The sequence below is a fragment of the Rhizorhabdus sp. P4_G6 genome (assembly GCF_056401045.1).
In genome coordinates this window covers 277,742-302,448 of sequence record NZ_JBFUKC010000003.1, presented here as the reverse complement: position 1 = coordinate 302,448, position 24,707 = coordinate 277,742, and the positions used below count along the sequence as shown (strand labels likewise).

Here is a 24,707-nt window from a genome sequence, read left to right as displayed (position 1 = left end):
CCGATGGCGCAGCGCGGATATCGTTACGATATTTGAAAGTCCGCAGAAACAGGCGTTCGCAAAAAGCCTGGCCGTGCCGCCGGACGCCCCATGAGCGAGCACGACGGCAAGGTCAGCCGGGTGCAGCCAAAGGGCCATCGGACGCCAAGGCGTGCAGGAAATCGCCTTTGCCAGATGGCACAGGCCGAAACAGCCCGTAGCTCTCCAACGGGGTGATTCATGCCCTTGTCGGCACTCTACGTGTTTTCCATGGCTTGATGTCGTTGATCGCGAACGCGCATTGCCTCTGATGGGACATCCAGGACAGGGGCTGGAGCCACATGGTATCGGTTGGTCGGCGGCGATTTTCGTGGTGTGCGTGCGTCTGGACGGCAGTGCTGGCCGGCCTGCCCTCATTCTCGACGCCCGCTGCGGCAGTGCTCGATCTAAACAGCCTGTCGATCGAGGAACTCGCCCAGATCGAGGTGACCTCGGTGTCCAAACGCGCCGAGCCGCTGAGCAACGCTCCGGCAGCGATCTACGTCATCACCCATGACGATATCATGCGATCCGGCGCTCGACGCCTGCCCGAGATGTTGCGCCTCGCGCCGAACCTTCAGGTGGCGCAGGTCAACGCCAGTCACTACGCGATCTCGGCGCGCGGCTTCAACGGCGGCGCCTCCGACAAGCTGCTCGTGCTGGTCGACGGCCGCAGCATCTACACGCCCTTCTCGTCGAGCGTGAACTGGAACCTGCAGGAAGTCCCGGCGAGCGATATCGAGCGGATCGAAGTGGTGAGCGGGCCGGGCGGAACCCTATGGGGCGCCAATGCCGTAAACGGCGTCATCAATATCATCACCAAGAAATCGAGCGACACGCTGGGTGCTGCAGTCGAGCTTGGCGCAGGGAACACCGAAGTCGAAGGCCGGCTGCAATATGGCGGCAAACTGACCGACGCGCTGAGCTACCGCGCCTATGTGTTGGGCTTCAGGCACCGCAACCAGGATCGCAGCGGCACGGGCGCGAGGGTGCGCGACGCCTGGGACAAGGTGCAGGGCGGCTTTCGGGCCGACTGGGAGTCGGTCGATGATGTGATCACCGTCCAGGGCGACATCTATGACGGGTCGGAGGAGCAGCTCATGCCCCCGGACGGGAACGTCAGCGGCCGCAACCTGGTCGCTCGATGGACACGATCGATGAGCAGTGATTCGAGCCTGCAGGTCCAGGCCTATTATGATCATATCGATCTCTCGGTGCCCGGCCGGTTCGCAAACCATCTCGATAGCTACGACATCCAGGCGCAGTATGACTTCGCCGTCGGCGACCATGCCATCGTCGCGGGCGGCGGATATCGCGCGATGAAGGACGATTTTCCGACCGTCCTCTCCGCGACCCAGACGGTGCAGTTCGTTCCACAAGGCCGCACGCTCACGCTCTGGAATTTTTTCCTGCAGGATTCGGTTTCGCTTACCGACAAGCTCAAACTCGTCGTCGGCATGAAGGCGGAGCATGAGCCGTACACCGGCATCGAGCTGATGCCGAACCTGCGCCTCTCCTGGGCCATCGCCGACAATAATCTGCTCTGGCTTGCGGCATCGCGCGCCGTTCGCGTGCCGTCCCGGCTCGATCGCGACGTGACCCAGCGGATCGGGTCGCTCGTGGCGATAACCGGCGGCAATATGCAGCCGGTCAAGGTGACCGCCTACGAACTCGGCTATCGCTCACAGCCGCTCGCGGACCTCTCCTTCTCCGTCTCGTCCTTCTACAATGTCTATTCGGATCTGCGCAGTGCCGAGTTCACCAATGGCGGCTTTCCGCTGACCTTCGAAAACGGCATGGAAGGTGAGACCTATGGTGTCGAAGCCTGGGCGAACTACCGCGCAAGCAGCTGGTGGCGCCTCGCGGCGGGAGCGAACTGGCTGCACAAGGATTTGCGCTTCAAGCGAGGCAGTTCCAGGCTCGGTGGATTGCAGATTGCCGGCAACGACCCGAAATACCAGCTCTCCTTGCGATCCACGATGGACCTTGGCCGGGGCGTCCTGCTGAACCTCGATCTACGCCGGATCGGCGCCCTGCCCGCGCCACGCTCGCCGGCCTATGTCGAACTCGGCGCCAGGGTCGCCTGGGCGGCTTCGGACAAGCTCGAGTTTTCGCTGACCGGCTCCAACCTTCTCCACGACTATCATGCCGAGTTCGGCACGACGAGCAACACGCTGCAAGTCGGGCCCGTGGGCGTCGAGGTAAGGCGAAGCGTCTTCCTTGCCGCGCAGTGGCGATTGTGAACATGACCGACAGGACTCTCCAGCGGCTCAGCCGCAGCCTTGGCCTGGTGATGGCTGCCACCAGTCTTACCGCGGCGGCGGCGGCCGACGCGGCGCCGAAATCGCTGGAGGCGCAGGTCAAGGCCGCCTTCCTTCCCAAGTTCGCGGCTTATGTGAACTGGCCGCCAAGCGCGGTCGGCGCCGCAACAGCTCCGCTCGAGCTGTGCATCATCGGCCGCGATCCCTTCGGCGCCGATGTCGACGAAGCCGTGGTTGGCCAGCATGTCGACCAGCACGCGCTTGTGGTGCGCCGGCTCGACAGCACGGCGGGCGCTGCCGATTGCCATGTCGCCTTTCTCGGCGGGTCCGCAAAGCAGAGCGTCGCCGCGATGCAGGAAGCATTGCGTGGACAGTCGATCCTGACCGTCACCGATGCCAGCCTCGGTAGCGGGCGAGGCATGGTGCACTTCGCGCTGAAGGACGGTCGCGTGCGCTTCCACATCGACGACGCCATGGCCGCGCGCAGCAACCTGTCGATCAGTGCCCGCCTGCTGAGCCTCGCGCTCAGCGTCAAATCGCGCGTTCGGCAATCATGAGCCTGTTGCGTCCGCTAAGCCGTCGAGGCCTGATGGCGCTGGTGTCGCTGGCCATGCTGCTGCTGTTGAGCGCCGGCTTGTGGATCATCTTCCAGAACGAGCGGAGCTATCGTGAGGGGCGGCAGAGCGCTGCCCAGATCCAAGGCGAGATATTGGCGGCGAGCGTGACCGCCGCGCTCGACTTCCAGGATCAGGCCGCCGCGCAGGAGTCCACCGATGCGTTGCGGGTCAGCCCGCAGATCTTGGCCGCAGGCGTCTATGATTCAGCGGGGGCCCGGTTCGCCGGCTATGCCCGCCTGCCGACGCTGCTGCCGACGCGGTTCTCGGATATCCGACCATCGGAGAGCGTGCCGATCGAGGTCACCGTACCCGTCATGCGCAGCGGGACGAGAATCGGCACGGTCTATCTCGCCGGCGACATCGAGCCGCTGTCACGACGCATCACGCGTTATGCGATGATTGCGCTCCTGGTGGTCATGACGTCCCTGATCATGGCGGTTCTGGGCTTTGGGCAGGCGGCGCTACGCCGAGTCAACCAAACGCTGGAGGAGGCCAACCGCGAACTCCAGTTCCAGATGGAGCAGCGCAGCCGCACCGAGGAACAGCTCCGCGAGGCCCAGAAGATGCAGGCCCTCGGCAAGTTGACCGGCGGCGTCGCCCATGACTTCAACAACCTGCTCACGGTGATCCAGGGCTCGGCGGAGATGCTGCAGCGGCCGGGCCTGTCCGAAGAGCGCCACATGCGGTTTACCAAGACGATCATCGACGCCTCGACCCACGGCGCCCTGCTGACCGGGCAGTTGCTGGCGTTCGCCCGCAGACAGCCGCTCAAGCCAGAGCTTATCGATCTCAACAACAGCATATTGAAGATGCTGGTGATGCTCCAGCCGACGCTGGGCGCGAACATCATCCTCAACACGCATCTCGAACGAGCGCTGCTTCCGGTCGAGGTCGATCCAGGACAATTCGAGGCGGCGCTCCTCAACATCGTCGTGAATGCCCGCGATGCCATGCCTGACGGCGGCGAAGTGACGATCTGCACGCGCAACGCGACGCCCGAGGAAGCCGAAGGATGCGAGCGCGCCGTTGTCGTTGCGATAGCAGATAATGGGACAGGGATCGCGCCGGACCAACTTTCCCATGTGTTCGAGCCGTTCTTCACCACGAAGGTGGTGGGCAAGGGGACGGGACTGGGCCTCAGCCAGGTCTATGGCTTCGCCGCGCAATCGGGGGGCGAAGCGCGGATCGACAGTGTCGTCGGCAAGGGCACCACGCTTTCGATGCTGCTGCCGGCAAGCAACAAGCCATTGCCCCAGCGCGAGCGCACCGAACAGCCCATGGCCGTACGGAACAATTGCGGGCGCGTGCTGCTGGTCGAGGATAATGAGGAGGTCGGCGATCTAGCGGAAAGCCTGCTGGGCGAGCTGGGTCACGCGGTGGTACGGGCGCGCAATGGCCCCGAAGCGCTGCATATCGCGGATGACGGCGCCGAGTTCGACATCGTCTTCAGCGATGTCGTGATGCCCGGGATGAGCGGCCTGGAGCTTGCGAGCGCGCTTCAGCTGCGCCGCCCGCAACTGCCAATCGTCCTGACGACCGGCTACAGCGACCGGATCATAGCGGCGGGATCGCAAGGCTTTCCGGTGGTCCGCAAGCCCTATCGCATGGAAACCCTGGCGGTGGCGGTCGACGAAGCGATGGCCAGCGCCAGGGTATGATCGGCTCATACCGCGTTGCATTGCGGAGAGATCCCAGTTTTCGCTGGGATGACGGAAAAAAGAGCAATGTGCGAATGCCCTAGCCTTCAGGGGAGGGGTGATGAGTCACGATCAATGCTTCTTGATATCAGAGCGATGAGCGATCAGGCCCATAGTCTGAATTGTCTTTGTTTTCCGTGATTTCCGACTCGGCAGATGATTTCATCCGACAAGAAATCGCGTTTAGCCGCAATAATCCGGCGTGATCGATTCCGATCCCTGCCGCTTGCGCCAGCCGCCATCCTTGAGCTTGTAGGCCTGGCCGGGCTTGACGGCGCGCAGGGTCGAGCAGGCGGTGGTCTGCGCGAACTGGTCGACCGTGACGTTCCGGGCCGCGGCGATCTGGGTATAACCCGCGCGGCGCTTGATGTTGATCGCATCGACGGCGGCCTTGAGATCGGGCGAAGGCGCCGAGACGAAACCGAGATAGCCGTCCCACTGCTCGCCGACCGTCCCGCTCGACAGCGCCGATTCAACGACCGGGTCTGCGGCAAGCACAGGCGCGGCGACAGCGAGGGCCGCGGCGACAGCGATGATATTGGAAAGCTTCATCATTGCGGAAACAGCTCCGGATTGTTGGCGATGAAATCCTCGGCATCCTTCTGAAGCCGAACGACCACCTCCTGCTTGACGTTGACGTTCAGGTTGATCTCGATCGGCTTGTCGGGCGCGGAGACCTGGATACAGCCTGGCAGCATCAACGCGAACAGCAGGGCGCCATAAGACGCAGGGACCATCTTGTTCATGGCCTGAGGCTCGCATCGCAACGCTTCGTCGTCAATGTCGGGGTGTTCATCGCATGATCTCGCTTTACCGGGGCTGAATGGGTGTCGGCTGCACAGGCGCCGCCTCGACGGCGCCCGAGGTGGCGTTGCGGAGCACGATCGACGGATCGACGAAGGTCTGCGCCGAATTGACCAGCCCGCGAAACGGCGCGGTGATCGTTATGTTGAAGCGGAACGGCAGGCGGGTGACCGGCGCGAGCAGGCGCCCGACGATCCCGCCGGATCGCGCGGTCTGCTCGGGCTTGTCGTTGGTCCCGTCGAAACGGACTTTGCTGACGATCTCGCCATCGAGATCACCATTGAGATCTATGGTCAGCCGATCGTAGCGCATCGACTTGAGCGCATCGAAGGCAATCCGCGCGATCCGGCCGAGATCGGCATTGGTGACGTCGCCGACATAGGAGAGCGTGCCCCCGCCGGGCCGAACCGTCAGCGCCCCATTTTCGATGCGGCCGCCGCGCGCGTCGAAGACGATCGGCAGCACGCCGTCGAACTTGCCGGTGACGGCGATATTCTTGAACTCGAGCTGCTGGACGAAGGTCGCGGCGTCGAGTCCGGCGATACGGAAGGTCAAGCGACGGGCGACCGGCTGGCCCATGTCAAGAACCGATGGCTCCAGCGTGAGCGTCCCGCCCGCGAAGGGCCACGCCCCGCCTGCCACCGCCAACATGCGATCGGGCAGCAGGCGATAGCGGATGATGCCATCGTTGACGGCGATGCCGGGGTTGATCTCGGCGATCGTCACCTGTTGATCGGGCGCGGTGACGAGACCGAGCAGATCGGTGAAGTGGATGGATCCCTTGAGGCCGCTCACCGGGCCGAAGGCGGCTGCGAAATCGAGCTTCTCGGTTCGAAAGTCACCGTCGCTGGTGACATTGCCGCCGGACCAGCGGATGCGCCCCTGGCCCGTCACCGTGCCTTCCACATTGGCGATCATGCCGAGGGTGAGGGGCGTCACCGCTTCCGGCTGGAGCGCCTTGCCGAAGCGCAGATCGGCGACATCGAGCAGCGCATCGCCCGCTCCGCTCGACAGATCGTGGCGGATCGCAACGCGTGCAACAGCTGCGGAGGATCGCGGTTCGCGAAAGGTCGCGGTGGCGCCGATCCGGCCGCTCTTCAGGATCAGGCGGACATCGTTGGCGACCAGCTGGTGAAAACGCGGTGACGTCCGCTCCGCGTCGTCGACCTTCACCGCACCGCCGAGAACAAGTTCGCTCGACGCCAGCCGCCAGTCGCCACTGCCGCCCGAAATCAGGAGCGGCACCGCGCCGATCTTGCCCGACGCGCCATCGAAACGGCCCGAGAATCCCTTCGCCCCCACTGCCCCGCCGAGCGTCGCGACGTCGAGCGTCGTCGGCGACGCCGGATCGCCCAATCGTATCGCCAGCGTATCGAGGGAAAAGCCCGGCCGGCCTAGGCCGACCGTCAGCGAGCGCGCCGCCATGGTCAGGGGCTGATCGCCGACGCGGCCCCGCAGCCGTGGCGCCGCGATGCTGGCCCCGCCGTAGAGCGTGCCGCCGGCGCGTCGTCCGGCAAGGGCGCCGCCGATCGGGCACAGCGGCAAGCGGGCATTGGCGATGACGGTGCCGGCGATGGCCAGCCGGCTGAAGCTGAGGCGCGCGCAGGTGGCGTTGACCGCGAAGCCGCCGTTGCGGCCGATGGCGGCAGCAACCGGCAGGTCGAGCCCGTCGATCCTTCCGTCGGCGAGCGGACCATCGAGCGTCATGTGCGTGGCGATCGTGGTCGCGCCCTGGCGCCCCGGCCCGAAACGCAGCGGCGCCAGTCGCAGCAGCGCATCGCCGGCCCGATAGGGGGCGATCGTCGCCGAACCCTCGAGCGGCGCCCCCGGCGCGGCCTGCCGCAGGCTCACCGAGACATGGGGCAGGCCGCCGCCCGCCAGTTCCAGGCTGCCGTTGACGACGGGGCCGGCCACAGGCCAGCGCCAGCCCAGTCCTCCCGTCCGTTCGGCGCGGATCGACAGGCGCCCCCCGCCGAATGCCGCTGCGTCGACCCGCTCGACCCGCAACGCGCCGCCTTCCGGAGCGTGCTCCAGCGCAAATCGCGCGGTTCCGTCGACGCTGCGCCCGGCCTGCCGGACGGCGCGCGCCCAGGCGGCCAATATGGGCCCGATCGGCGTTCCATCGGCCATCGCCGGCAGGCGCGCCACGCGGTCGGCCAGGACTGCGTTCAGGCGCGCCTGCGAAAGCTTGAGATCGCCATCGACTGCGATGCGGCGCGTCGCCGGATCGAGCCGGTAGGACCCGACGAGGCCAACCCGTCCGACAGTGCCTGCGGCATGGCGGACCCGATCGGCATGGAGATCGGCCTTGCCGGAGACCTGCCGCGCCGAAGCGTCGAAGCTGATCCGGCCGCCCAGCCGGCCTATGTCGGCCTGAGCCGCCGCGAACCGCCCGCGCTGGAGGCCGATGTCGCCGCGCCAGCGCGCCAGATCGGCGTCGCCCCGGGCATCGACCGCCATCCGCGGCGCGACGAGCCTGACATCGGGGCATGTGACCGAGCTCGCTTCGACCGGCCCGCGGACGAGCGGCCGGCCTGCCTCGACGGCGAGGACCAGGTCTGCAACCGGCGCGAGGATCGCACAGCCGCCGGCGGCCAATCCGCCGGATGCGACGCGAAGCCTGCCGCTGAAATCATCGTGGAGATTGCCCTTGCCATCGAGCGTGGCCCGGACGAGGCCCTGCGGCGTCGTGAGATCGAGTCCGATCGTGCGGGCCGTCAGCCGGATATCGGGGAGCGCGAAGGGCTGGCCGGTGCTGGTCGGCGGCAGCAAGCGGCCGATCGTCCCGAGCGACAGCTTGCCATCGACCAACCGGCCGCGCAGGTGCACCCCGCCGGCATCGACAGCGCGGACGCTCACGCCCGTCAATCCGACCGCCAGCTCTATCTCGGCCCAATCGGCGGTCAGATCCGGATGGCGGGGATCGCCGATCCGGATGCGCTCGATACGGTGCGTGCGGAGGCCGACATGGGCAAGCCGATAGCTGGCAGGAACCCCGCTCGTCCTCAGCGAATCGTCGATATAGGATGTCGCGATCGGGGTTCGCTCGCTCCACAGCCAGACGGCCCCGCCAGCCACCGCCAGGCCAGCCAGGCCAGCGGCGAGCAAAAGGCGCGAGCGGCGTCTCCGAGCTTCGTCCATCGCGCGACGCTTACCCTGTCGTTCCGCGCGCGTCACCCCGCCGATCCCGCGGCCGAACATGGTTAACCAACCCTCAATGCTTGGAGCCTAATCCGGCAGCGACCTGGCGAACGCCCGAGGTTCAGGGAGAAGCGAGTGACCATTCAATGTGCCAACGCAATCGTGCAGCGATTGGGTCCTTGCCGGATAGCACTGGACCAGGCGGCGCATCTCGATCTCGCACGCGAGCTGGCGTTGATGGGCTGCGACCTGGTCGACCTGCCGGCGGGCGGAACCTCGCCGACCGACAACCGCCCCACCGCAGGCCTGCTGAGCTGGACCGATGCCGCGCCGACGATGTCTTTCGCGGATGCCATTCGTCCGTTCAAGCGGATGAACGCCCTTGTTCTTCAATCGGCGGGGCATGATCGGCGCTCGCTGGAACGCGTGTTGTTCGATGCCGGCTGGCAGCGCCATGCCGGCGGCATGACGCTCGGTGAATATTCGAACTGGTCGGGGCGGGCGCTGCCGGCGATCAGCTATTATCAGCGTGCGCCGCATGGTGGCGGCGGCGAGCTGCAGAAGGGCAGCATCGAAGCCGACGCGACCATCGCGCGCTACGCGATGGCGGCCAATCATGTCCGGCCCGGCGATCATGTGCTGATCGACGGCATCGGATCGGCGGGCGGTGCCGCTGTCTTGATGTCGTTGTCGCGGGCCGGATCGATAACGCGCGTCGGGCCGAAGCCGAAGCCCGACCATTGGGGCGGGCGTCGCGACATCGATCGCGTCGACGCCGATCTTGCGCAGCTTGCGGACAATATGCTCGACCTCATCGTCGCCTTCGAGCCTGCCGTTCCAGCCGACTGGATGGCGCGGCTCGACGACTATGCCCGCGTCCTGAAGTTCGACGGGCGGCTGATCCTGGGCTTTCGCCAGAACGGGGCGGATAGCAGGCAGCCGCGCGACTGGGCGGCATTGATCGAGGCGGTATCCGAGCGCTTCCTGCCGGAGATCCGCTATGTCCAGATGCCGGTCAGCTCGGATCCCGAAGGCCCGCACGCGCTGTTCCCGGTCTCGCTCGACCAGGCCGGTGACAGCGGATGGCTGCTGCTCGTGGCGGCCGCCAACCCGTTGATGGGCGAAGGCCGAGCAGCCGAATATGATCATCCGGCTTTTCCGAAGGGAGCGGCTCCGCAGCCTGCGCTGGTGGATTTCGGGGCCGCCTATGACAATCCCTATCTCTACCGCTCGATGGTGCAGATGGGCGAAAGACTCGGCGACGATATTAAGCTCGCCCGGCTCGCGGAGTGCGTGATCGAGGATTCGCGGGAAGGCTCGGCCGATCGTGGAGCCGCGATAGCCGTGCTGGGCTATCGGGTGCTCGAGTTGCGGCTCGACAATCTCGCGCCCTCGATCCTGCCGCTGATCGCAGCCTATGCCGATCAGCCGCTCGACGACAGCACGCCCGTCCATGTGCGGCGCTGGCGGATCTCGCTGGCATTCCTCGCGGGCCGGCTCAGCGAGCTGATCGGAGAACGCGATGCTGCCAGGCGCTGGTATCGCGCCGCCGCCGAGGGCGAATGGCAGGTCTTCTCGCCGCTGCTGGCGACCAAGGCGATCGCGGCATCCTTCTATGAAGCGCGGCTGTGCCTGGCCGATGGCGACAGCCAGACCGCACTCGCCCGCTTCCAGCAGGGCGTCGACACCGCGCTGAAGGCCGCGGCCTTCCCGCATGAGACGCAGATCGGAACGACCGACCGGCCCCTGCCCTTCTACCTGACGGAGCTGGCCGAAGTGATCGACATGGGATCGCAATGCGCCAATGCGGTCGCGCACTTCGATCTGTGGCATCGTGACCCCGGCCTGTTCTGGCGGCAGGTCGATATAAGGCGTTTCGGCCTGGCCTCATGGGCGCGCGACCTGGAGCGGGAGAATGAGCGGCTGCGCGCGGCGTGATGCCGAACATGGTTAACGAAGGCTTCAGCAATTCGGATTAGGCCGTTGCGATCGGCGGCTGGAGATTGATCGATGAACGTCATGGCCAGGGATTTCGCGGCGGCGGGCTTCAAGACGCTCAACGCCAACGGCCATCTGATCCATTATGCCGAACAGGGCGCCGGCTGGCGCTACGACACGCTGCTCGACAAGGAACCGGAGACGATCGCCTGGATCGATACGTTCGAGCCGGGCGAGACATTCTGGGATATCGGCGCCAATGTCGGCATCTACAGCATCTATGCGGGGGCGCGCGGCATCCGGACGGTGGCGTTCGAACCCCATTTCGCCAACTATCATCAGTTCTGCATCACGATCGCCGTCAACGGCCTGCAGGATCTCGTGACCCCGCTCTGCCTGGCCTTCGCCGAGGGCAAGTCGATCGCAGCAATGAACCTGGCGAGCCTCGATATCGGCACGTCGATGAGCAATTTCGGGGCGGCACTGGACTTTCGCGGCCAGCCGTTCGAACCGGCGTTCCGACAGGGGATGATCGGCTATGACATCGACAGCTTCATCGCCGATTTCGGCCTGGAGATACCGACCCACCTGAAAATCGATGTCGACGGCATCGAGCTCGCGATCGTGAAGGGCGCGCAGCGGACGCTGGCGAGCGAAAAGCTGCAGTCGGTGTCGATCGAACTGATCGAGAGCGATGCGGACCAGGTCGCGACGGTGACCGCGATCCTCGAAGGCGCCGGACTGCACTTCATCCACAAGCAGCAGAACGCGGCTTTCGCGACAGCCGAAACGCGCGACGTGCTCAACTATCTGTTCCATCGCGACCCGGCGAAGCTCGCAGCCCGGTCCCCGACATGCGCGACGCCGCCTGCCGCTGAAGAGGCGCCCGTGACGATCGACCAGATCATCGGGCGGATCATCGACAGGATCGCGGCGGCACCGGTCGACCCCGTCCCCAGCGGCAATATCTTCATGGAGGATATGCTGCCCGCCAATGTCTATCGCGAGCTGCTGTTGCGCCTGCCCGGGGACGAGGCGCTCGATCCGATCGACCATCCCGATGCGATCGATGCCGATGGCAAGCCGACCCGCTTCCTGCTTGATCTCACCCCAGCGTCGCTGTCGCGGATCGCGTCCGACGATCAACCATTCTGGCAGGCGATGATCGATGTCTTCACCGCACCGGCCATAGCCGAGGCGATCATCGCCAAGTTCGAACCGGCCCTCAGGGAGCGGTTTGGCGATCGGCTGCCGGACCTCGTCGCGGTGCCGATACTCTACCGCGATCGTCCTGGATATCGCATCGGCGTTCATCCGGACGCCGCCAGCAAGATCGCGACTCTGCAATTCTACCTTCCCGAGGACGAATCGCAGATCCACCTCGGAACCTCCTTCCATCGGCGGGCGGGCGATGGCTTCGAGCGGCTGAAGACCAACGCGTTCAAGCCGAATTCGGCTTATGGCTTCGTGCGCACCGAAGAGAGCTGGCACAGCGTCGACGCGCTTGGGCCTGACGAGAAGCCGCGCAATTCGATCGCGCTGACCTTTTACATTCGCGGCCAGGAATACCGCTCCGAAGCGATGGCCAAGGCCGGATCCTGCTACGATGCGGAAATGAGCCGGACCCTGAAGACGCTGGCGAGGACCTTCACCCGGCGGGACGACGTGGCGACCCTGTTCCGCGAAGGCGGGGTTGGCGTCGAACTTGGCGTTGCGGCCGGTGATTTCTCGGAGCGCATCCTGCAATATGACCATGTCGGCTATCTGTTCAGCATCGACATGTGGGCAGGCGACCGCGGCCATGGCGTGGATCAATATCGCGAGGCTGTCGCGCGGCTCAGCCCCTATCGCGACCGCAATGCCATCCTGCGGATGCGCTTCGACGAGGCGCTCCATCTGTTCGGCGACGAGTCGTTGGATTTCATCTATGTCGATGGCTATGCCCATGATGGCGAGCTGAACGGCGCGACTTTCCGGGATTGGCTCCCGAAGCTGCGCCGCGGCGGCATCATCGCGGGCGACGACTATGCGCCCGACTGGCCGTTGGTCATGGCCGCCGTCGACCGGTTCGTCGTCGAGAACGATCTCGAGCTCCACGTGATCGACTGCCACGAAGACACATGGAACTCGATGTACCCGACCTGGTTCGCGATGAAGCCCTGAGATGCTTCACGATCCCAGGCTCCATTCGGCACGTTCGGCGCGCGAGGCGATCCTCGAACATGGCCGGACCGTGCTGGAGGTCGAAGCGCGGGCGCTCGCCACGCTCGGCGAATTGCTCGACGAGCAATTCGCACGCGCGGTGGAACTGATCGTCGATACGCGCGGCCGGGTCGTCGTCAGCGGCATGGGCAAGTCGGGGCATATCGCGCGCAAGATGGCGGCAACCTTCGCCTCCACCGGGACGCCGGCAATCTTCATACATCCCGGCGAAGCCGCGCATGGTGATCTCGGCATGGTCATCGCCGGCGATCTGCTGGTCATGCTCTCCAATTCGGGCGCGACGCCGGAACTACGGCCGATCACTCATCATGCCCAGCGGCTGGGCTGCCCGATCATCGGCATCACATCGCAACCGGATTCGCCGATCACCCAGATATCCAGCGCCTGCCTGACCTTGCCGAAGGTGCGCGAGATCTGCCCGCTCAATATCTCGCCGACCACATCGACCACGCTAATGCTCGCGCTGGGCGATGCCCTTGCGGTGGCGACGATGAGCGTGCGCGGCATTTCGCGCGAGCATCTGGAACTGCTCCATCCCGGCGGGGTGATCGGCTCGCGCCTGCTGCCGGTCAACGACATCATGCACGCGGGGCATCAGCTGCCGCTGGTCACCGCGGAAACGCCGATGCGCGACGTGCTGGTGACGATGACGGAAAAGAGCCTCGGCATCGCTGGTGTCGTGGATGCCAAGGGACGCCTGATCGGCACGATCACCGACGGCGATCTGCGCCGCAACATCGACCGGCTGCTGATCAGCATGGCCACCGAGGTGATGACGCGGAGCCCCAAGACCGTGCCCGATGGCACCTATGCCGAAGACGCGCTGGCGATAATGACGGCGAAGAAGATCACCGCGCTGTTCGTCATGGACCATGATGCGCCCGAGGTGCCAATCGGCCTGGTGCATATCCATGACTTCAATCGGCTAGGCCTGAACTGACGCTGCGAAGAAGCCCGGCGCCCGGGATGGCATTGCGCTGAAAATCCGATAGCCTGTGCAACGATGACCATGAGCCCACCGGATCCGGCCAACGACGCCAGCGGTCATCGCGCCCGGCTGCGCGCGCGCCTGATCGAAGGCGGCCCGGAGGCCCTGCTCGACCACGAACTCATCGAATATCTGCTGGCGTTGGCGATCCCGCGCAAGGACACCAAGCCGATGGCCCGCGCCCTGCTCGCCGAATTTGGCGGCCTCGGACCGTTGCTGTCAGCGGATGCCGGCGCGCTGGCTCGCGCCGGCCTCACCGACGGCGTCGTCGCCGCTCTGAAGATCGCGGAGGCGTCCGCGCTCCGGCTGCTCCGTACCGAGATCAGCCAGCGCGATGTCCTGTCAAACTGGCAGGCACTGAACGCCTATCTCCACGCAGACATGGCACATAGGGCCGTTGAGCGCGTCCGCGTCCTGCACCTCAACAGCAAAAATGTCCTGATCCGTGACGAACTGGTGTCAGAGGGCTCGATCGATCAGGCGGCCATCCATGTCCGCATAGTGATCAAGCGCGCGCTGGAATTGGGATCGGCGGCGCTCATCATAGTCCACAACCATCCCTCGGGCGATCCCGAGCCCAGCCGGCAGGATATCGCCCTGACGAAGGAACTGATCGCCGCGGCCAAACCCCTTGGGATCAGCGTCCACGACCATATCGTCGTAGGCGCCAAGGCGCAGGCGAGCCTCCGCGCGTTAGGACTCATATAGAGAAAGGGCGGCCAGGCGACCGCCCCTCCTGTCATCTGCTTCGGTCCAATCAGGCCGACAGATATACCGCCAGCTCGTTCGGTGAGATCATGTGATCCTTGTCGGTATCGGCCTTGGCGAAATCGCCCGCCGTGGCATTGAGCACCTTGACCGCCGGCAGGTTGGCGCGCTTGCTGGTCTTGCTCTTCTCGACCTGCGCCGTCACGTCCTGGCCACGCGCCGCGAGAACCCAGCTGCCGAACTCGAGCGGCGTAAGCTTGCCCTTGTTGCCGGTGTCGTATTTCGCCCAGTCGGCGTTGACCTTGGCCGTGGCATCGGCGCTCGCCGTGACGGTAGCAGGCGCGGCGGGCACGGTTGCGGCAGCGTCGGCGCCTGCCGCGGCGGTGTCGGTCGCCGGGGGCGTGGTGGCGGCGGCATCGGCAGCCGGCGCCGTGGTCTGGGCGACAGCATCGGAACCGGGGGTTCCGGTCGAAGGGGTCGTGCCCGACGCAGCCGGCGTACCCGCCGATGCGGTGGCATCACTGGGGGCAGTGGCGGACGGCGTGGTGGCATCGGGGGTAGCAGCCGCATCGGGTGAGGGCTCGCTGCCCGTCGTCTGCGCCATGGCGGTTCCCGACAGGGCGAGCAGCGCGGCGCCCCCCAAAAGCATCAACTTGTTCATATCGTCTCTCCTGACAGCGACTCGGTCAAAATCCCTTCGGGCGCAAGCGTCCCGAGAAAGTCGAACCCGCGACACCGTGCAGGGTTTCCCCGATGGTGGCCGCAACGGTTCGCCCGGATCATTTCCACGACGAATCGGTTGCCGGGACGATCGGGAGGAGGCGCCCGACTCGATTGCCGCTGTTCGCCCCCTCTGCTAGGCGCCCGGTCGATTGCCAGCTCAAGACAAGGACGTTCGATGATTCCCCGCTATTCCCGGCCCGAGATGGTCAAGATTTGGGAGCCGGAGACACGGTTTCGCATCTGGTTCGAGATTGAGGCGCACGCGACCGATGCCCTCGCCGAGCTCGGCGTGGTGCCCAAGGAGGCGGCCAGGGCGATCTGGGAGAAGGGCGCGTTCGAAGTCGAGCGGATCGACGCGATCGAAGCCGAGGTGAAGCACGATGTGATCGCCTTCCTCACCAATGTCGCCGAACATGTCGGCGAACCGGCGCGATTCATGCACCAGGGCATGACCTCGTCGGACGTGCTCGACACCTGCCTCGCAGTGCAGCTCGCCCGTGCGTCGGACATCCTGCTGGCCGATATCGACGCGCTGCTCGACGTGCTCAAGCGCCGCGCATTCGAGCACAAGCTGACGCCGACGATCGGCCGCAGCCATGGTATCCATGCCGAGCCGGTGACATTCGGCCTGAAGCTGGCGCAGGCCCATGCCGAGTTCGCGCGCAATCGCGAACGGCTGATCGCGGCGCGCAGGGATGTCGCGACCTGCGCAATCTCGGGCGCGGTGGGCACCTTTGCGAACATCGATCCGTACGTGGAGGAATATGTCGCCGAAAAGATGGGGCTGACGGTCGAGCCGGTCTCCACCCAGGTGATCCCGCGCGATCGCCATGCGATGTTCTTCGCGACCCTGGGCGTGATCGCCTCGTCGGTCGAGCGGCTGGCAACCGAGGTGCGCCACCTCCAGCGCACCGAAGTCCTCGAGGCCGAGGAATATTTCTCACCGGGCCAGAAAGGTTCGTCGGCGATGCCGCACAAGCGCAACCCGGTGCTCACCGAGAATCTGACCGGCCTCGCACGACTGGTGCGAGGCTTCGTCACCCCTGCGCTGGAAAATGTCGCCCTGTGGCATGAACGCGACATCAGCCATTCATCGGTCGAGCGAATGATCGGCCCGGACGCGACGGTGACGCTAGATTTCGCCCTGGCTCGGCTGACCGGGGTGATCGACAAGCTGCTCGTCTATCCGGTGCGGATGCAGAAGAATCTCGATCGCATGGGCGGACTGGTTCATTCGCAGCGCGTCCTGCTCGCGCTGACCCAGGCAGGGATCAGCCGCGAAGACGCCTATCGCATCGTCCAGCGCAACGCGATGAAGGTGTGGGAATCGGATGGCGCGCTGTCGCTGCTCGAGTTACTCAAGGCGGATCCGCAGGTCGGCGAGAAGCTGAGCGCGAAGGAGCTCGAGGACAAATTCGACCTCGATTATCACTTCAAGCATGTCGACACGATCTTCGCGCGGGTGTTCGGCTGAGGCCGGGGCGCCAAGATTGCCATCGGGCGTGATGCCGGGCATGTGTCGGGCATCCGCCGCTCATCGGGAGCCGGATCAGGGAGCGACCGGCGACGCATGATGACCGCGCCGATTCTGGTGCTCATCGTCAACTATCGTACCGCAGCACTGACGGTGCGTGCGGTCGAGGCGATCGCCGATGAGGTGCGGGCACGCGGCGACGCGCATATCCTCGTCGTCGACAATGGCTCCGGCGATGGATCGGCCGAGATCATCGCAGCCTCCATCGCGGCGGAACATACCGGGCTCTGCTCGGTGCTCGCGCTCGACGACAATCTTGGATTTGCCGGTGGCAACAATGCCGGGCTCGCGCATCATGCCCGTACCGCGGGCGCTGGCCGGCCACCGGACTTCGTCTGGTTTCTGAACCCGGATACGGTCGCCGCGCCGGACGCGCTGGGCACTCTGGTGGATTTCCTGGACAGCCGCCCCGAGGCCGGCATTGCCGGCGGGCTATGCCTGCGGCCGGACGGAACCGTCCGGCATAGTGCCTTTCGCTTTCACTCGCCGCTGGGCGAGTTGACCGCTGCGCTGGACCTCGGCCCGCTGCGCCGCCTGCTGTGGCGGCACGATGTGGTGGTGCCCGTCGGCGACAGCTCCCAACGCGTCGACTGGGTGTCGGGCGCCCATTTCATGATCCGCGGCACGCTGCTGGATCGGATCGGTGCGCTGGATCCGCGCTACTTTCTCTATTTCGAGGAGACCGATCTCTGCGCGCGCGCAGCCGATGCCGGGTTCGAGACGTGGCATGTCCCGGCCAGCCGCGTCACCCATATCGGGGGCCAGGCCACGGGGATGACCGAGAATCGGGAGAGAGCGCGCCGGCCGCGCTACTGGTTCGCCTCGCGGGCGCGCTTCCTGCTGCGCCGTCACGGGCTTGCGGCGACACATCTCGCCAACCTGCTCTGGCTGCTGGCATCGCCGCCCGGTGCCCTGCTCGCCCGGCTGCGCGGGCGGCCGCGCCACGATCCGCCGCGGTTGTGGCGCGATTTCCTGCTGCATTATTACGGTCCGGGCGGTTTGATGTACCGCGCGCGCGACCTGGCGAACTAGTGACGTGCGTGCTTGATTCCGAGCGATTTCTAATTCCCTCTGGGCCGACGTTATTGCGGGAGGGGATCGTGGGCGGACGGGGCTTTTGACGATCGAACCGGGCGCCGGGCGCCGCCCGCGAAAGCCGCCGTCAGGGAGCCTCCTGCTGGCGCGCACTGATGGCGGCTGCGAGATCCGCCACAAGCTGCTTGAACTGCGAGCATTTGCGAGCGCCGATCAGCGCCACAATCTCTTCCTCCAGGATGCTTTCCGCATCCATGGCATCGAGCATCAGCCTGATCCCCGCGTCGGTGAAGCGTAGCCGCTTGGCGCGCGCGTCGTCTGGGTCCGCGTCACGCTGGACATAGCCGAGCGTCTGGAGTTCGTTGGCCAGCTGACCGATCGCGCTTTTCGAAACCTGGTTGTAGCGGGCGATATCCACCAGCCGCGTGCCCGAAAGCTCCAGCGGCACAACCACCGCTTCGTGCACAAGGCGAATCCCGGGGTGCCCCCGCGCACGGACCACATCGTAGATCCAGCGTATCGTCCAGTCGCTGACCAGCCGCAAATGGCGCGACAGCGAATCAGGAAACCGCTGCTTCAGCCGAGCCAATCGTTCATCGTTGGTCGTGGCGCCTGCACGCGCTGGGGTTTCGGTCATGACCGCGGGATATCGAGCCGTAGGGGAGCTTTGGCAAGCACAATACAGTAAAGCTTGCTTTACCAATTTTCGTGAACGATAAGCTGCCCACCACGATCCCGAGAGAGTTCATCATGAACAGCGAGAGCGCCGCGGCCGTCGGCGCCAACATCAGCTTTACGGACGTTGAGGTGCTGAAATGCCCGGTTGCGGCCTATCGCCGGCTGCATGAGGAGGCGCCCGTTCATCTCGATCCGGTCACCGGGATGTATTACGTCACGCGCTTCGCCGACATCCGCAAGATCGCGCTCGACCCCCGCACCTTTTCGAACGACACCCAGCTTCTGTCTGCCCGGCAGACGCCTGCGACCGAGCGCATCACCGCGATGTATGCGGAAATCGACGTGACCGAGGTCAACACGCTGGTGACCAACGATCCGCCGTCCCATCGGTCCTATCGCGCGCTGGTCGACATGGCATTTCGCGACCAGCGGATCACCGCGATCGAACCGCGCATCCAGGAAATAGCGAACGACCTGATCGATGCGTTCCCGGGTGACGCGTTCGATTTCGTGAAGGCCTTCGCGATTCCTCTCCCCATCCGGATGATCGCCGAGCAGCTCGGCGTGCCGCCGGCAATGATCGACACATTTAAACGCTGGTCTGACGCGACGATCGAATCGACCGATCCCCGGCTTACCCCCGATCGCCAGATCGAGCTCGCTGCACAGAAGCGGGAGATGTTCGAATTCTTCCTGAAGCACCGTAGCGCCCGGCAGAACGCCCCGGACGACACGATGATCAGCGATATCGCCAATGCCCAATATGATGGACGGCCGCTGACCCCGTCGGAATTCTGCGGGATCATGATCCAGCTTCTGGTGGGCGGCAACGAAACGACGACAAGCGCCCTCGCCTCGGGCGCTTATTACCTTGCGACCCGCCCCGACCTGCAGGACGAGCTTCGCGCCGACCCCGACAAGGTGCGCGCTTTCGTCGAAGAGGTTCTCCGCCTGGAGGCGCCGCTTGCTGGTCTTTACCGTCGCGCCACCAAGGCGGTCGCGATCGGCGGGGTCGACATTCCCGAAGGGGCCATCCTGCACCTGCGCTGGGCGGCGGGCAATCGCGACGAGGAACGCTTTCCGAACGCGGCCGAGATCGACCTGGAGCGCGCCAATGCCGCGCAGCATCTCGCGTTCGGCGCGGGCATCCACTATTGCCTGGGCAACCAGCTTGCCCGGGCCGAACTCTATCACGGGTTCCGCGCGCTTCTGTCGCGATCACGCGCCATCACCCTTACCGACGATCCGCAGCCGGTCGAACGGCTGCTTCATTTTTTTGCCCAGGGTCCGATCCGGCTCCAGGTCCGCTTCGACAGGGCCTGACCGGCGCACCCTTTCACAGAGATTCTCTTCGAGGAAGACAGCATGACCATTCGCTTTGATGATCAAGTCGTCGTCGTAACCGGCGCCGCCGGCGCGCTCGGCCGGCCCTATGCACTCGAACTGGCGCGGCGGGGTGCTTCGGTCGTGGCCAACGACCTCGGCACCGATGCCACCGGGTCCGGTCGTTCGACCGACGCACTCGATGCTCTGGTCGCCGAAATCCGCGCCGCCGGCGGGAAGGCCGTGGCCAGTCACGATTCGGTTGCCAACGAGGCCGGCGGTGAAGCGATCTTCAGCACGGCAATCGAGGCCTTTGGCAAGGTCGACGCGCTCATCAACAACGCCGGCAACATGCGCGTCTTTGATTTCGAGGATGCCGACCCGGCCGCCGCGCGTTCGCTGCTCGACATCCACGTCATGGGCGCCTTCCACGTGACGCGGCCGATCTATCGGCACATGAAGCAGCGGGGCGGCGGACGCATTCTCTTCACCGGCTCTGGCGCCACCTTCGGCAGCGCGACTCAGACCGGATATGGCGCAGCAAAGGGTGCGATCGCCGGGTTGATGAACGGTCTTTCAGTTGAAGGCGCGCCGCACGGAGTCCTGTGCAACGCGATCCTTCCTGCCGCGGCCACGCGCATGGCGCAGGTGATGAACCCGGAAAGCTTCGTCGAAATCGGCAAGGCGACGTCCCGCTTCGGGGAAACCAACACTGGCGCAAACTGCACGGCGCTGGCGCTCTACCTGATCAGTCGGGAATGCCAGTCGACCCACGCCATGTTCAGCGCAGTCGGCAACCGCTTCGCCCGCGTCTTCCTCGGCGTCAACGACGGCTGGCTGGCGCCGCGCGACCTGGTCGCGTCGGTCGACGACATCGCGGCGCATTTTGCCGAAATCGAGGAGCCGACCCTGAGCGGAATTCCTTCGAGCATGATCGACGAATACTGGATGATCGACAAGCTCATCCAGCAGGCGGAAGGCGCATCCGACTAAAAGCCGCTCTAACCTCGCGCCGCTGCCGCCAGTTCGGCATTGCGCCGCGCCGACGCCGCCAGCGTGGCGCGCATCAGCGCCTTGAGCGCGTCGCCATCGTCCAGCACGTTCAGCCCCTCGCGCGTGCTGCCGCCGGGGCTGGCGACGCGGTCAGCCAGGATCGCAGGACTGTCTTCGCTTCGCGCGGCGAGCAGCCCCGAACCTTTGACGGTCGCGGTTGCCAGCCGCAACGCCTGATCGGCCGGCAGACCCAGCGCTTCGCCGGCCTCCGCCATCGCCTCGATGAAGCGGAACAGGAAACCGGGCCCGCAGCCGGACAGCGCGGTGACCGCATCGAACAGCGCCTCGTCGTCGATCCACTCGACCAGACCGAGCGGCGACACCAGGCCGGCGGCCTCTGCGCGCACGTCCTCGTCGGCGTTCCAGGAGTAGAGCGCCGTGACGCCCTCGCCGATCGACACCGGCAGGTTGGGCATCGCCCGCACCGTGAACTGCGCCGAAAACGCCTCGTCCAGCGTCGCCGTCTCCACGCCGGCCAGGATCGAGAGCAGCAGGCGCGGCGCTCCCGCCTTCGCGGCGAAAGCCGTCCGCACATCGCCAAGCTGCTGCGGCTTCACCGCGAGCACCACTATGTCGGGCTGCTCCGACCCGGCGGGGATCTCGCGCAGCAATGCCACGCCATCGGGTACGGACTTTATGAAGGGATCGATGACGGTGATCGCGCGCTCGGGGCCGCTCGATGCCAGCCATCCGTTCAGCATGGCGCCGCCCATATTGCCGGCGCCGATCAGCCACAGCGCGGACACGCGGTTCAGGCCTCGCCCTGCGTCTCGATCATGGCGGCGGCGATCGCCTCCTGCGGGGTCTTGTCGCTCCACAGCACGAACTGGAACACCGGATAGAAGCGCTCGCATTCGTCGATCGCCGTCTCGATCAGCGTTTCCGCCTGGTCGAGTGTCAGCGCCGCCTCCTCGCCCTGCGCATCGAGCAGCGCGGCGTGGCGGAACAGCACCATCGACGAGCTGGTCCACATCTCGAAATGGCCGAGCCAGAGCTGCTCGTTGATCAGCCCGATCGTCTCGTACATCGCGGCTTTCTTGTCGGCGGTGACACGGATGTCCGGCAGCGCCAGGAACTGGAGCACGCGGTCTTCCTCGCGCCACACCGCGCGCAGCTCATATTGCGCCCAGCTGCCCTGGAACTGGGCGACGATCTCCTCGTCGCCGGCGCGCTGGGAATCCCATCCACGTGCTGCGAAATATTGTTCGAGCATGTCGATCGGAGCGCTTACGTCGCGCGAGGATTCAAAGTCGTCCACGTTCATTGGGGCCAAACTCCGCTGCCCAGGCATGTTTCCGTGGCCCGGAACGCCAGACAGTTCAACCCGTGACAGCCATAAAATTGTGGATAGCTGCCCGTCAGCCTTCGGACTTGCCGCTCGCAGCCGCCAGCGCATCGAGCCGCGCCTTGAGCAGTTCGACCTCTTCGCGCGCGGCGGCGGCCATCGCTTTCACCGCTTCGAATTCCTCGCGGCTGACGAAATCGAGCCCACCGATCCAGTCCTTGGCGCGCTCCTTGATCGTGGCCTCGGCCTCGCGCCCGACGCCGGCCAGGGTTCCTGCGGCACCGTTCACCATCTTTACGAAATCGTCGAACAGGCGGTTTTCGGATTGCATGGCTACTTCCTTGATCTGCTGCCGCGCGGGGGCGGGTTATTGAATGACAATTTGGGTATCGCCGGCCGATGGCACAAGGGTCAGCCCGTTGGGGTTCAGCCGGTGGACCTGCCAGTTCAGCATCGCCGCGAAGATCAGCCACGCCAGATAGGGCAGCATCAACAGCCCGGCCGTGCGCCGGATCCGCCAGAACAGCCAGGTGGCCGCGCCCGCCCACAGCAGCATCGCGACGATAAGCCCGAACGCCAGCATGATCCGGTGCATCGCGAAGAATACCGGCGACCAGGCGAGGTTGAGCGCCAGCTGGACCAGGAACAGCAGGATCGCGATGCCCCGCCCCCGCGCGGCGCGCGCGTTGAGGATCATCGCCAGCGCGAAGCCCATCATGATGTAGAGAATCGACCAGGCGAACGGAAAGACCCAGCCCGGCGGCATCATCGCAGGCTTGGCCAGCCGGTCGAACCAGATATTGCCATAGCCCGAATCACCGATCTTCGCGGACAGCAGCCCGAGCAGCAGGATTGCCGGCACGGTCACCAGCGCCCAGCGCATATAGGCGATCCGCAACTGTCCTGCCGATGCGATCTGTCCCATCAACCGTTCCTTGCCGCCTCGCCCGGCCCGCTCATCCCAGCACCACGTAGAGGATCAGCAGGATGATGCAATCGAGCGAGATCAGCAGCGGCGCCGCCGGATGCCACAGATTGGCGCCGACCGGGAAATTCTTGCGGGGATTCTTCCGATCATAGGCGATCGCGATCGTCCCGCCGACCCTGCTCGCCGCGCCTTCGGGGCATTTGCGCGAGTGATTGACGATCGTCCGACCGTCGGGGAGCCTGAACTGATAGGTCACATGGCATGTCTTCTTTCGCGTGACATGCAATTTGGTGATCTGCGCGGCGGCGCGTCCGCCGTCGGTCAGGATGGCGACGTTGTGGCGGCGGTGGAGATAGGCCGCGCCATGGGTGATGATCACCACCAGCGCCGCGGCCGCATAGGCGGCCTTCCGCCTGCGCAGATGCGCAAGCCATCCGCTCTTCACCGCTTGGGCTGCCGGCTCGGGGCGGCCCGGCGGCTGGGGCTGGGCTGTGGACATCCGCGCTCCTGTTCAGATCGACATTGACGGCAAGGCCGCGGCCTTCACCGCACCCATCAGGAATTCGACATTGCCTTCGGGGCCGGTGATCGGGCTCGGCGTCACGCCCATGCTGCGCCAGCCCTGCGTCTCGATCCAGCCGACGGCTTCGGCGCAGACGCGCGCGTGGATCGCGGGATCGCGCACGACGCCGCCCTTCCCCACCTCCTCGCGCCCGGCCTCGAACTGCGGCTTGATCAGCGCGATCAGCCGCGCGTCGGGTCGCGCGAAGCCGATCGGCGTCGCCAGCACTTTCGCCAGCGAGATGAAGCTCGCATCGCACACGATCATGTCGATCGGCTCGGGGACGTGCGCGGCGGTCAGGTGCCGCGCGTTCGTCTGCTCGAGGACGATCACGCGCGGGTCGCTGCGCAGCTTCCAGGCGAGCTGGTTGGTGCCGGAATCGACCGCATAGACCCGCGCCGCGCCGCCGCTCAGCAGCACGTCGGTGAAGCCGCCGGTCGACGATCCGACGTCGATCGCCACCGCGCCCTCCGGGCTCCAGCCGAAATGCGAAAGCCCATGGGCCAGCTTCACGCCGCCGCGCGACACCCAGGGATGATCGCGCCCGCGCACCTCGATCGCGGCATCGGGCTTCAGCGCCTGCCCGGCCTTCTCGATCTTGCGCTCGCCGGAGAAGACCAGCCCGGCCAGGATCAACGCCTGCCCGCGGGCGCGGCTCTCGACGAGCCCGCGATCCACCAGCAACTGATCCGCGCGCACGCCGGCGGCCATGAATGCCCTTTGCATCTGGTGGGCGGTGACGGGCTCGAACCGCCGACCCTCTCGGTGTAAACGAGATGCTCTACCACATTCGTTCCCCCGCGGCAACATAGTTCGAGTTCGCGACCGCCGCGATCGCCCCTGCCTGGCTATATTCGTAGCGGAATGCCTCGGTGGCGATCATCGACATGGCCGTCTGGCCGTCCGGCGTCGCCGCGCTGAGCGCCGGGGTGGCGGTGATCGCGATGCTCAGCGCCTCGGCACCGGTTCCGTCCTGTCCCGGGTCCGCGGCCACCGGCAGGCCGCCCGTCGCGGCTCTCGCAAAGAAGCTGATCTCGACTGTCATTGCATCATCCTGTGTCTGGAGAAAGGGCGCAGGACACCGCTCCGCGCGACAGCTTTTGCGCCGTCGCTGGCCGGATCATTGGCGATGCCTGGAAATGAAAAAAGCGGGCGACCGCTGCCGCGGCTCTCCCACTCTCTATTTACGCC

General features: G+C 65.6%; 23 protein-coding genes. 11 read left to right on the top strand and 12 right to left on the bottom strand.

The window, feature by feature from the left end; all coding sequences use genetic code 11:
• Positions 1 to 416 precede the first annotated feature (416 nt).
• From AC1DPF_RS05620 to AC1DPF_RS05610, 3 genes are read left to right on the top strand one after another with little or no spacing between them, the layout of a single operon-like run.
• The gene (locus tag AC1DPF_RS05620) at positions 417 to 2,261 is read left to right on the top strand and encodes a TOL_0244 family TonB-dependent receptor (protein WP_477960149.1); all 1,845 of its coding nucleotides are present in this window, start codon (positions 417 to 419) and stop codon (positions 2,259 to 2,261) included.
• A 2-nt stretch (positions 2,262 to 2,263) separates the two neighbouring features.
• Positions 2,264 to 2,836, top strand: coding sequence for a TOL_0243 family YfiR-like periplasmic protein (locus AC1DPF_RS05615; protein ID WP_477960147.1), 573 nt, complete (start codon positions 2,264 to 2,266; stop codon positions 2,834 to 2,836).
• Positions 2,833 to 4,554, top strand: a complete 1,722-nt coding sequence (locus tag AC1DPF_RS05610) for an ATP-binding protein (protein WP_477960145.1) — start codon at positions 2,833 to 2,835, stop codon at positions 4,552 to 4,554. Before AC1DPF_RS05615 ends, AC1DPF_RS05610 begins: the two co-directional genes overlap by 4 nt.
• Positions 4,555 to 4,776: 222 nt before the next feature.
• Here AC1DPF_RS05610 and AC1DPF_RS05605 read toward each other — a convergent pair whose 3' ends face one another.
• The 3 genes from AC1DPF_RS05605 to AC1DPF_RS05595 all read right to left on the bottom strand — a co-directional run bounded on the left by AC1DPF_RS05605 (position 4,777) and on the right by AC1DPF_RS05595 (position 8,475).
• Complete coding sequence (locus AC1DPF_RS05605; protein WP_477960143.1) at positions 4,777 to 5,148, bottom strand: YdbL family probable chaperone protein; 372 nt, start codon at positions 5,146 to 5,148, stop codon at positions 4,777 to 4,779.
• Positions 5,145 to 5,330 (bottom strand): YnbE family lipoprotein, encoded by a 186-nt coding sequence (locus tag AC1DPF_RS05600; protein WP_477867739.1) that lies wholly within the window; start codon positions 5,328 to 5,330, stop codon positions 5,145 to 5,147. The genes AC1DPF_RS05605 and AC1DPF_RS05600 overlap by 4 nt, the downstream gene beginning before the upstream one ends.
• 73 nt (positions 5,331 to 5,403) lie before the next feature.
• Positions 5,404 to 8,475 carry an intermembrane phospholipid transport YdbH family protein gene (locus AC1DPF_RS05595; protein WP_477960141.1) on the bottom strand — a complete coding sequence of 1,024 codons (3,072 nt, stop codon included), beginning with the start codon at positions 8,473 to 8,475 and terminating at the stop codon, positions 5,404 to 5,406.
• A 198-nt stretch (positions 8,476 to 8,673) separates the two neighbouring features.
• On the opposite strand from AC1DPF_RS05595, the gene AC1DPF_RS05590 reads away from it, so the two are divergent.
• The 4 genes from AC1DPF_RS05590 to radC all read left to right on the top strand — a co-directional run bounded on the left by AC1DPF_RS05590 (position 8,674) and on the right by radC (position 14,395).
• On the top strand, positions 8,674 to 10,476 hold the full coding sequence (locus AC1DPF_RS05590; protein WP_477867692.1) for a hypothetical protein: 1,803 nt from the start codon (positions 8,674 to 8,676) through the stop codon (positions 10,474 to 10,476).
• Positions 10,477 to 10,548: 72 nt separating this feature from the next.
• Positions 10,549 to 12,639 carry a class I SAM-dependent methyltransferase gene (locus AC1DPF_RS05585; protein WP_477960139.1) on the top strand — a complete coding sequence of 697 codons (2,091 nt, stop codon included), beginning with the start codon at positions 10,549 to 10,551 and terminating at the stop codon, positions 12,637 to 12,639.
• 1 nt (position 12,640) lies between these two features.
• Positions 12,641 to 13,639, top strand: a complete 999-nt coding sequence (locus AC1DPF_RS05580; RefSeq protein WP_477867696.1) for a KpsF/GutQ family sugar-phosphate isomerase — start codon at positions 12,641 to 12,643, stop codon at positions 13,637 to 13,639.
• A 63-nt stretch (positions 13,640 to 13,702) separates the two neighbouring features.
• Positions 13,703 to 14,395 (top strand): RadC family protein, encoded by a 693-nt coding sequence (radC, locus tag AC1DPF_RS05575; protein WP_477867698.1) that lies wholly within the window; start codon positions 13,703 to 13,705, stop codon positions 14,393 to 14,395.
• A gap of 49 nt (positions 14,396 to 14,444) precedes the next feature.
• Here the strand turns inward: radC and AC1DPF_RS05570 are convergent, their stop codons facing one another.
• Positions 14,445 to 15,056 (bottom strand): EF-hand domain-containing protein, encoded by a 612-nt coding sequence (locus AC1DPF_RS05570; RefSeq protein WP_477960137.1) that lies wholly within the window; start codon positions 15,054 to 15,056, stop codon positions 14,445 to 14,447.
• A gap of 237 nt (positions 15,057 to 15,293) precedes the next feature.
• Here AC1DPF_RS05570 and purB point away from each other — a divergent pair, with 237 nt between their 5' ends.
• Together purB and AC1DPF_RS05560 are read left to right on the top strand one after the other, a co-directional pair.
• Positions 15,294 to 16,592 (top strand): adenylosuccinate lyase, encoded by a 1,299-nt coding sequence (gene purB / locus AC1DPF_RS05565; protein ID WP_477867702.1) that lies wholly within the window; start codon positions 15,294 to 15,296, stop codon positions 16,590 to 16,592.
• A 96-nt stretch (positions 16,593 to 16,688) separates the two neighbouring features.
• A complete protein-coding gene (locus AC1DPF_RS05560; RefSeq protein ID WP_477960135.1) occupies positions 16,689 to 17,684 on the top strand; it encodes a glycosyltransferase family 2 protein in 996 nt (331 codons plus the stop codon).
• Between the two features lie 130 nt (positions 17,685 to 17,814).
• Here AC1DPF_RS05560 and AC1DPF_RS05555 read toward each other — a convergent pair whose 3' ends face one another.
• Positions 17,815 to 18,324, bottom strand: a complete 510-nt coding sequence (locus tag AC1DPF_RS05555; RefSeq protein WP_477867706.1) for a MarR family winged helix-turn-helix transcriptional regulator — start codon at positions 18,322 to 18,324, stop codon at positions 17,815 to 17,817.
• A 71-nt stretch (positions 18,325 to 18,395) separates the two neighbouring features.
• On the opposite strand from AC1DPF_RS05555, the gene AC1DPF_RS05550 reads away from it, so the two are divergent.
• Together AC1DPF_RS05550 and AC1DPF_RS05545 are read left to right on the top strand one after the other, a co-directional pair.
• On the top strand, positions 18,396 to 19,688 hold the full coding sequence (locus AC1DPF_RS05550) for a cytochrome P450 (protein ID WP_477960133.1): 1,293 nt from the start codon (positions 18,396 to 18,398) through the stop codon (positions 19,686 to 19,688).
• Positions 19,689 to 19,730: 42 nt separating this feature from the next.
• Complete coding sequence (locus AC1DPF_RS05545) at positions 19,731 to 20,681, top strand: SDR family NAD(P)-dependent oxidoreductase (RefSeq protein ID WP_477960131.1); 951 nt, start codon at positions 19,731 to 19,733, stop codon at positions 20,679 to 20,681.
• Between the two features lie 8 nt (positions 20,682 to 20,689).
• Here the strand turns inward: AC1DPF_RS05545 and proC are convergent, their stop codons facing one another.
• The 7 genes from proC to AC1DPF_RS05510 form a co-directional block, all read right to left on the bottom strand.
• Positions 20,690 to 21,487 (bottom strand): pyrroline-5-carboxylate reductase, encoded by a 798-nt coding sequence (proC, locus tag AC1DPF_RS05540; protein ID WP_477960129.1) that lies wholly within the window; start codon positions 21,485 to 21,487, stop codon positions 20,690 to 20,692.
• Positions 21,488 to 21,492: 5 nt separating this feature from the next.
• Positions 21,493 to 22,005, bottom strand: a complete 513-nt coding sequence (locus tag AC1DPF_RS05535) for a type III secretion system chaperone family protein (RefSeq protein ID WP_477867713.1) — start codon at positions 22,003 to 22,005, stop codon at positions 21,493 to 21,495.
• 94 nt (positions 22,006 to 22,099) lie between these two features.
• Complete coding sequence (locus AC1DPF_RS05530; RefSeq protein ID WP_477867715.1) at positions 22,100 to 22,357, bottom strand: accessory factor UbiK family protein; 258 nt, start codon at positions 22,355 to 22,357, stop codon at positions 22,100 to 22,102.
• 36 nt (positions 22,358 to 22,393) lie between these two features.
• Positions 22,394 to 22,951 (bottom strand): TspO/MBR family protein, encoded by a 558-nt coding sequence (locus tag AC1DPF_RS05525; protein WP_477960127.1) that lies wholly within the window; start codon positions 22,949 to 22,951, stop codon positions 22,394 to 22,396.
• A 31-nt stretch (positions 22,952 to 22,982) separates the two neighbouring features.
• Positions 22,983 to 23,453: a hypothetical protein gene (locus tag AC1DPF_RS05520; RefSeq protein ID WP_477960125.1), complete on the bottom strand. Its 471-nt coding sequence runs from the start codon at positions 23,451 to 23,453 to the stop codon at positions 22,983 to 22,985.
• Positions 23,454 to 23,465: 12 nt separating this feature from the next.
• A complete protein-coding gene (locus tag AC1DPF_RS05515) occupies positions 23,466 to 24,227 on the bottom strand; it encodes a TlyA family RNA methyltransferase (protein ID WP_477867741.1) in 762 nt (253 codons plus the stop codon).
• Positions 24,228 to 24,297: 70 nt separating this feature from the next.
• Positions 24,298 to 24,561 carry a hypothetical protein gene (locus tag AC1DPF_RS05510; RefSeq protein WP_477960123.1) on the bottom strand — a complete coding sequence of 88 codons (264 nt, stop codon included), beginning with the start codon at positions 24,559 to 24,561 and terminating at the stop codon, positions 24,298 to 24,300.
• Positions 24,562 to 24,707 lie beyond the last annotated feature (146 nt).

Coding starts and splice junctions, on each gene's coding strand:
- radC (WP_477867698.1), top strand. CDS start 13,703: ATGACCATGAGCCCACCGGATCCGGCCAACGACGCCAGCGGTCATCGC.
- AC1DPF_RS05570 (WP_477960137.1), bottom strand. CDS start 15,056: ATGAACAAGTTGATGCTTTTGGGGGGCGCCGCGCTGCTCGCCCTGTCG.
- AC1DPF_RS05535 (WP_477867713.1), bottom strand. CDS start 22,005: ATGAACGTGGACGACTTTGAATCCTCGCGCGACGTAAGCGCTCCGATC.
- AC1DPF_RS05520 (WP_477960125.1), bottom strand. CDS start 23,453: ATGTCCACAGCCCAGCCCCAGCCGCCGGGCCGCCCCGAGCCGGCAGCC.
- AC1DPF_RS05605 (WP_477960143.1), bottom strand. CDS start 5,148: ATGATGAAGCTTTCCAATATCATCGCTGTCGCCGCGGCCCTCGCTGTC.
- AC1DPF_RS05525 (WP_477960127.1), bottom strand. CDS start 22,951: ATGGGACAGATCGCATCGGCAGGACAGTTGCGGATCGCCTATATGCGC.
- AC1DPF_RS05530 (WP_477867715.1), bottom strand. CDS start 22,357: ATGCAATCCGAAAACCGCCTGTTCGACGATTTCGTAAAGATGGTGAAC.
- AC1DPF_RS05610 (WP_477960145.1), top strand. CDS start 2,833: ATGAGCCTGTTGCGTCCGCTAAGCCGTCGAGGCCTGATGGCGCTGGTG.
- AC1DPF_RS05585 (WP_477960139.1), top strand. CDS start 10,549: ATGAACGTCATGGCCAGGGATTTCGCGGCGGCGGGCTTCAAGACGCTC.
- AC1DPF_RS05545 (WP_477960131.1), top strand. CDS start 19,731: ATGACCATTCGCTTTGATGATCAAGTCGTCGTCGTAACCGGCGCCGCC.
- AC1DPF_RS05580 (WP_477867696.1), top strand. CDS start 12,641: ATGCTTCACGATCCCAGGCTCCATTCGGCACGTTCGGCGCGCGAGGCG.
- purB (WP_477867702.1), top strand. CDS start 15,294: ATGATTCCCCGCTATTCCCGGCCCGAGATGGTCAAGATTTGGGAGCCG.
- AC1DPF_RS05600 (WP_477867739.1), bottom strand. CDS start 5,330: ATGGTCCCTGCGTCTTATGGCGCCCTGCTGTTCGCGTTGATGCTGCCA.
- AC1DPF_RS05560 (WP_477960135.1), top strand. CDS start 16,689: ATGATGACCGCGCCGATTCTGGTGCTCATCGTCAACTATCGTACCGCA.
- AC1DPF_RS05555 (WP_477867706.1), bottom strand. CDS start 18,324: ATGACCGAAACCCCAGCGCGTGCAGGCGCCACGACCAACGATGAACGA.
- AC1DPF_RS05510 (WP_477960123.1), bottom strand. CDS start 24,561: ATGACAGTCGAGATCAGCTTCTTTGCGAGAGCCGCGACGGGCGGCCTG.
- AC1DPF_RS05515 (WP_477867741.1), bottom strand. CDS start 24,227: ATGGCCGCCGGCGTGCGCGCGGATCAGTTGCTGGTGGATCGCGGGCTC.
- AC1DPF_RS05615 (WP_477960147.1), top strand. CDS start 2,264: ATGACCGACAGGACTCTCCAGCGGCTCAGCCGCAGCCTTGGCCTGGTG.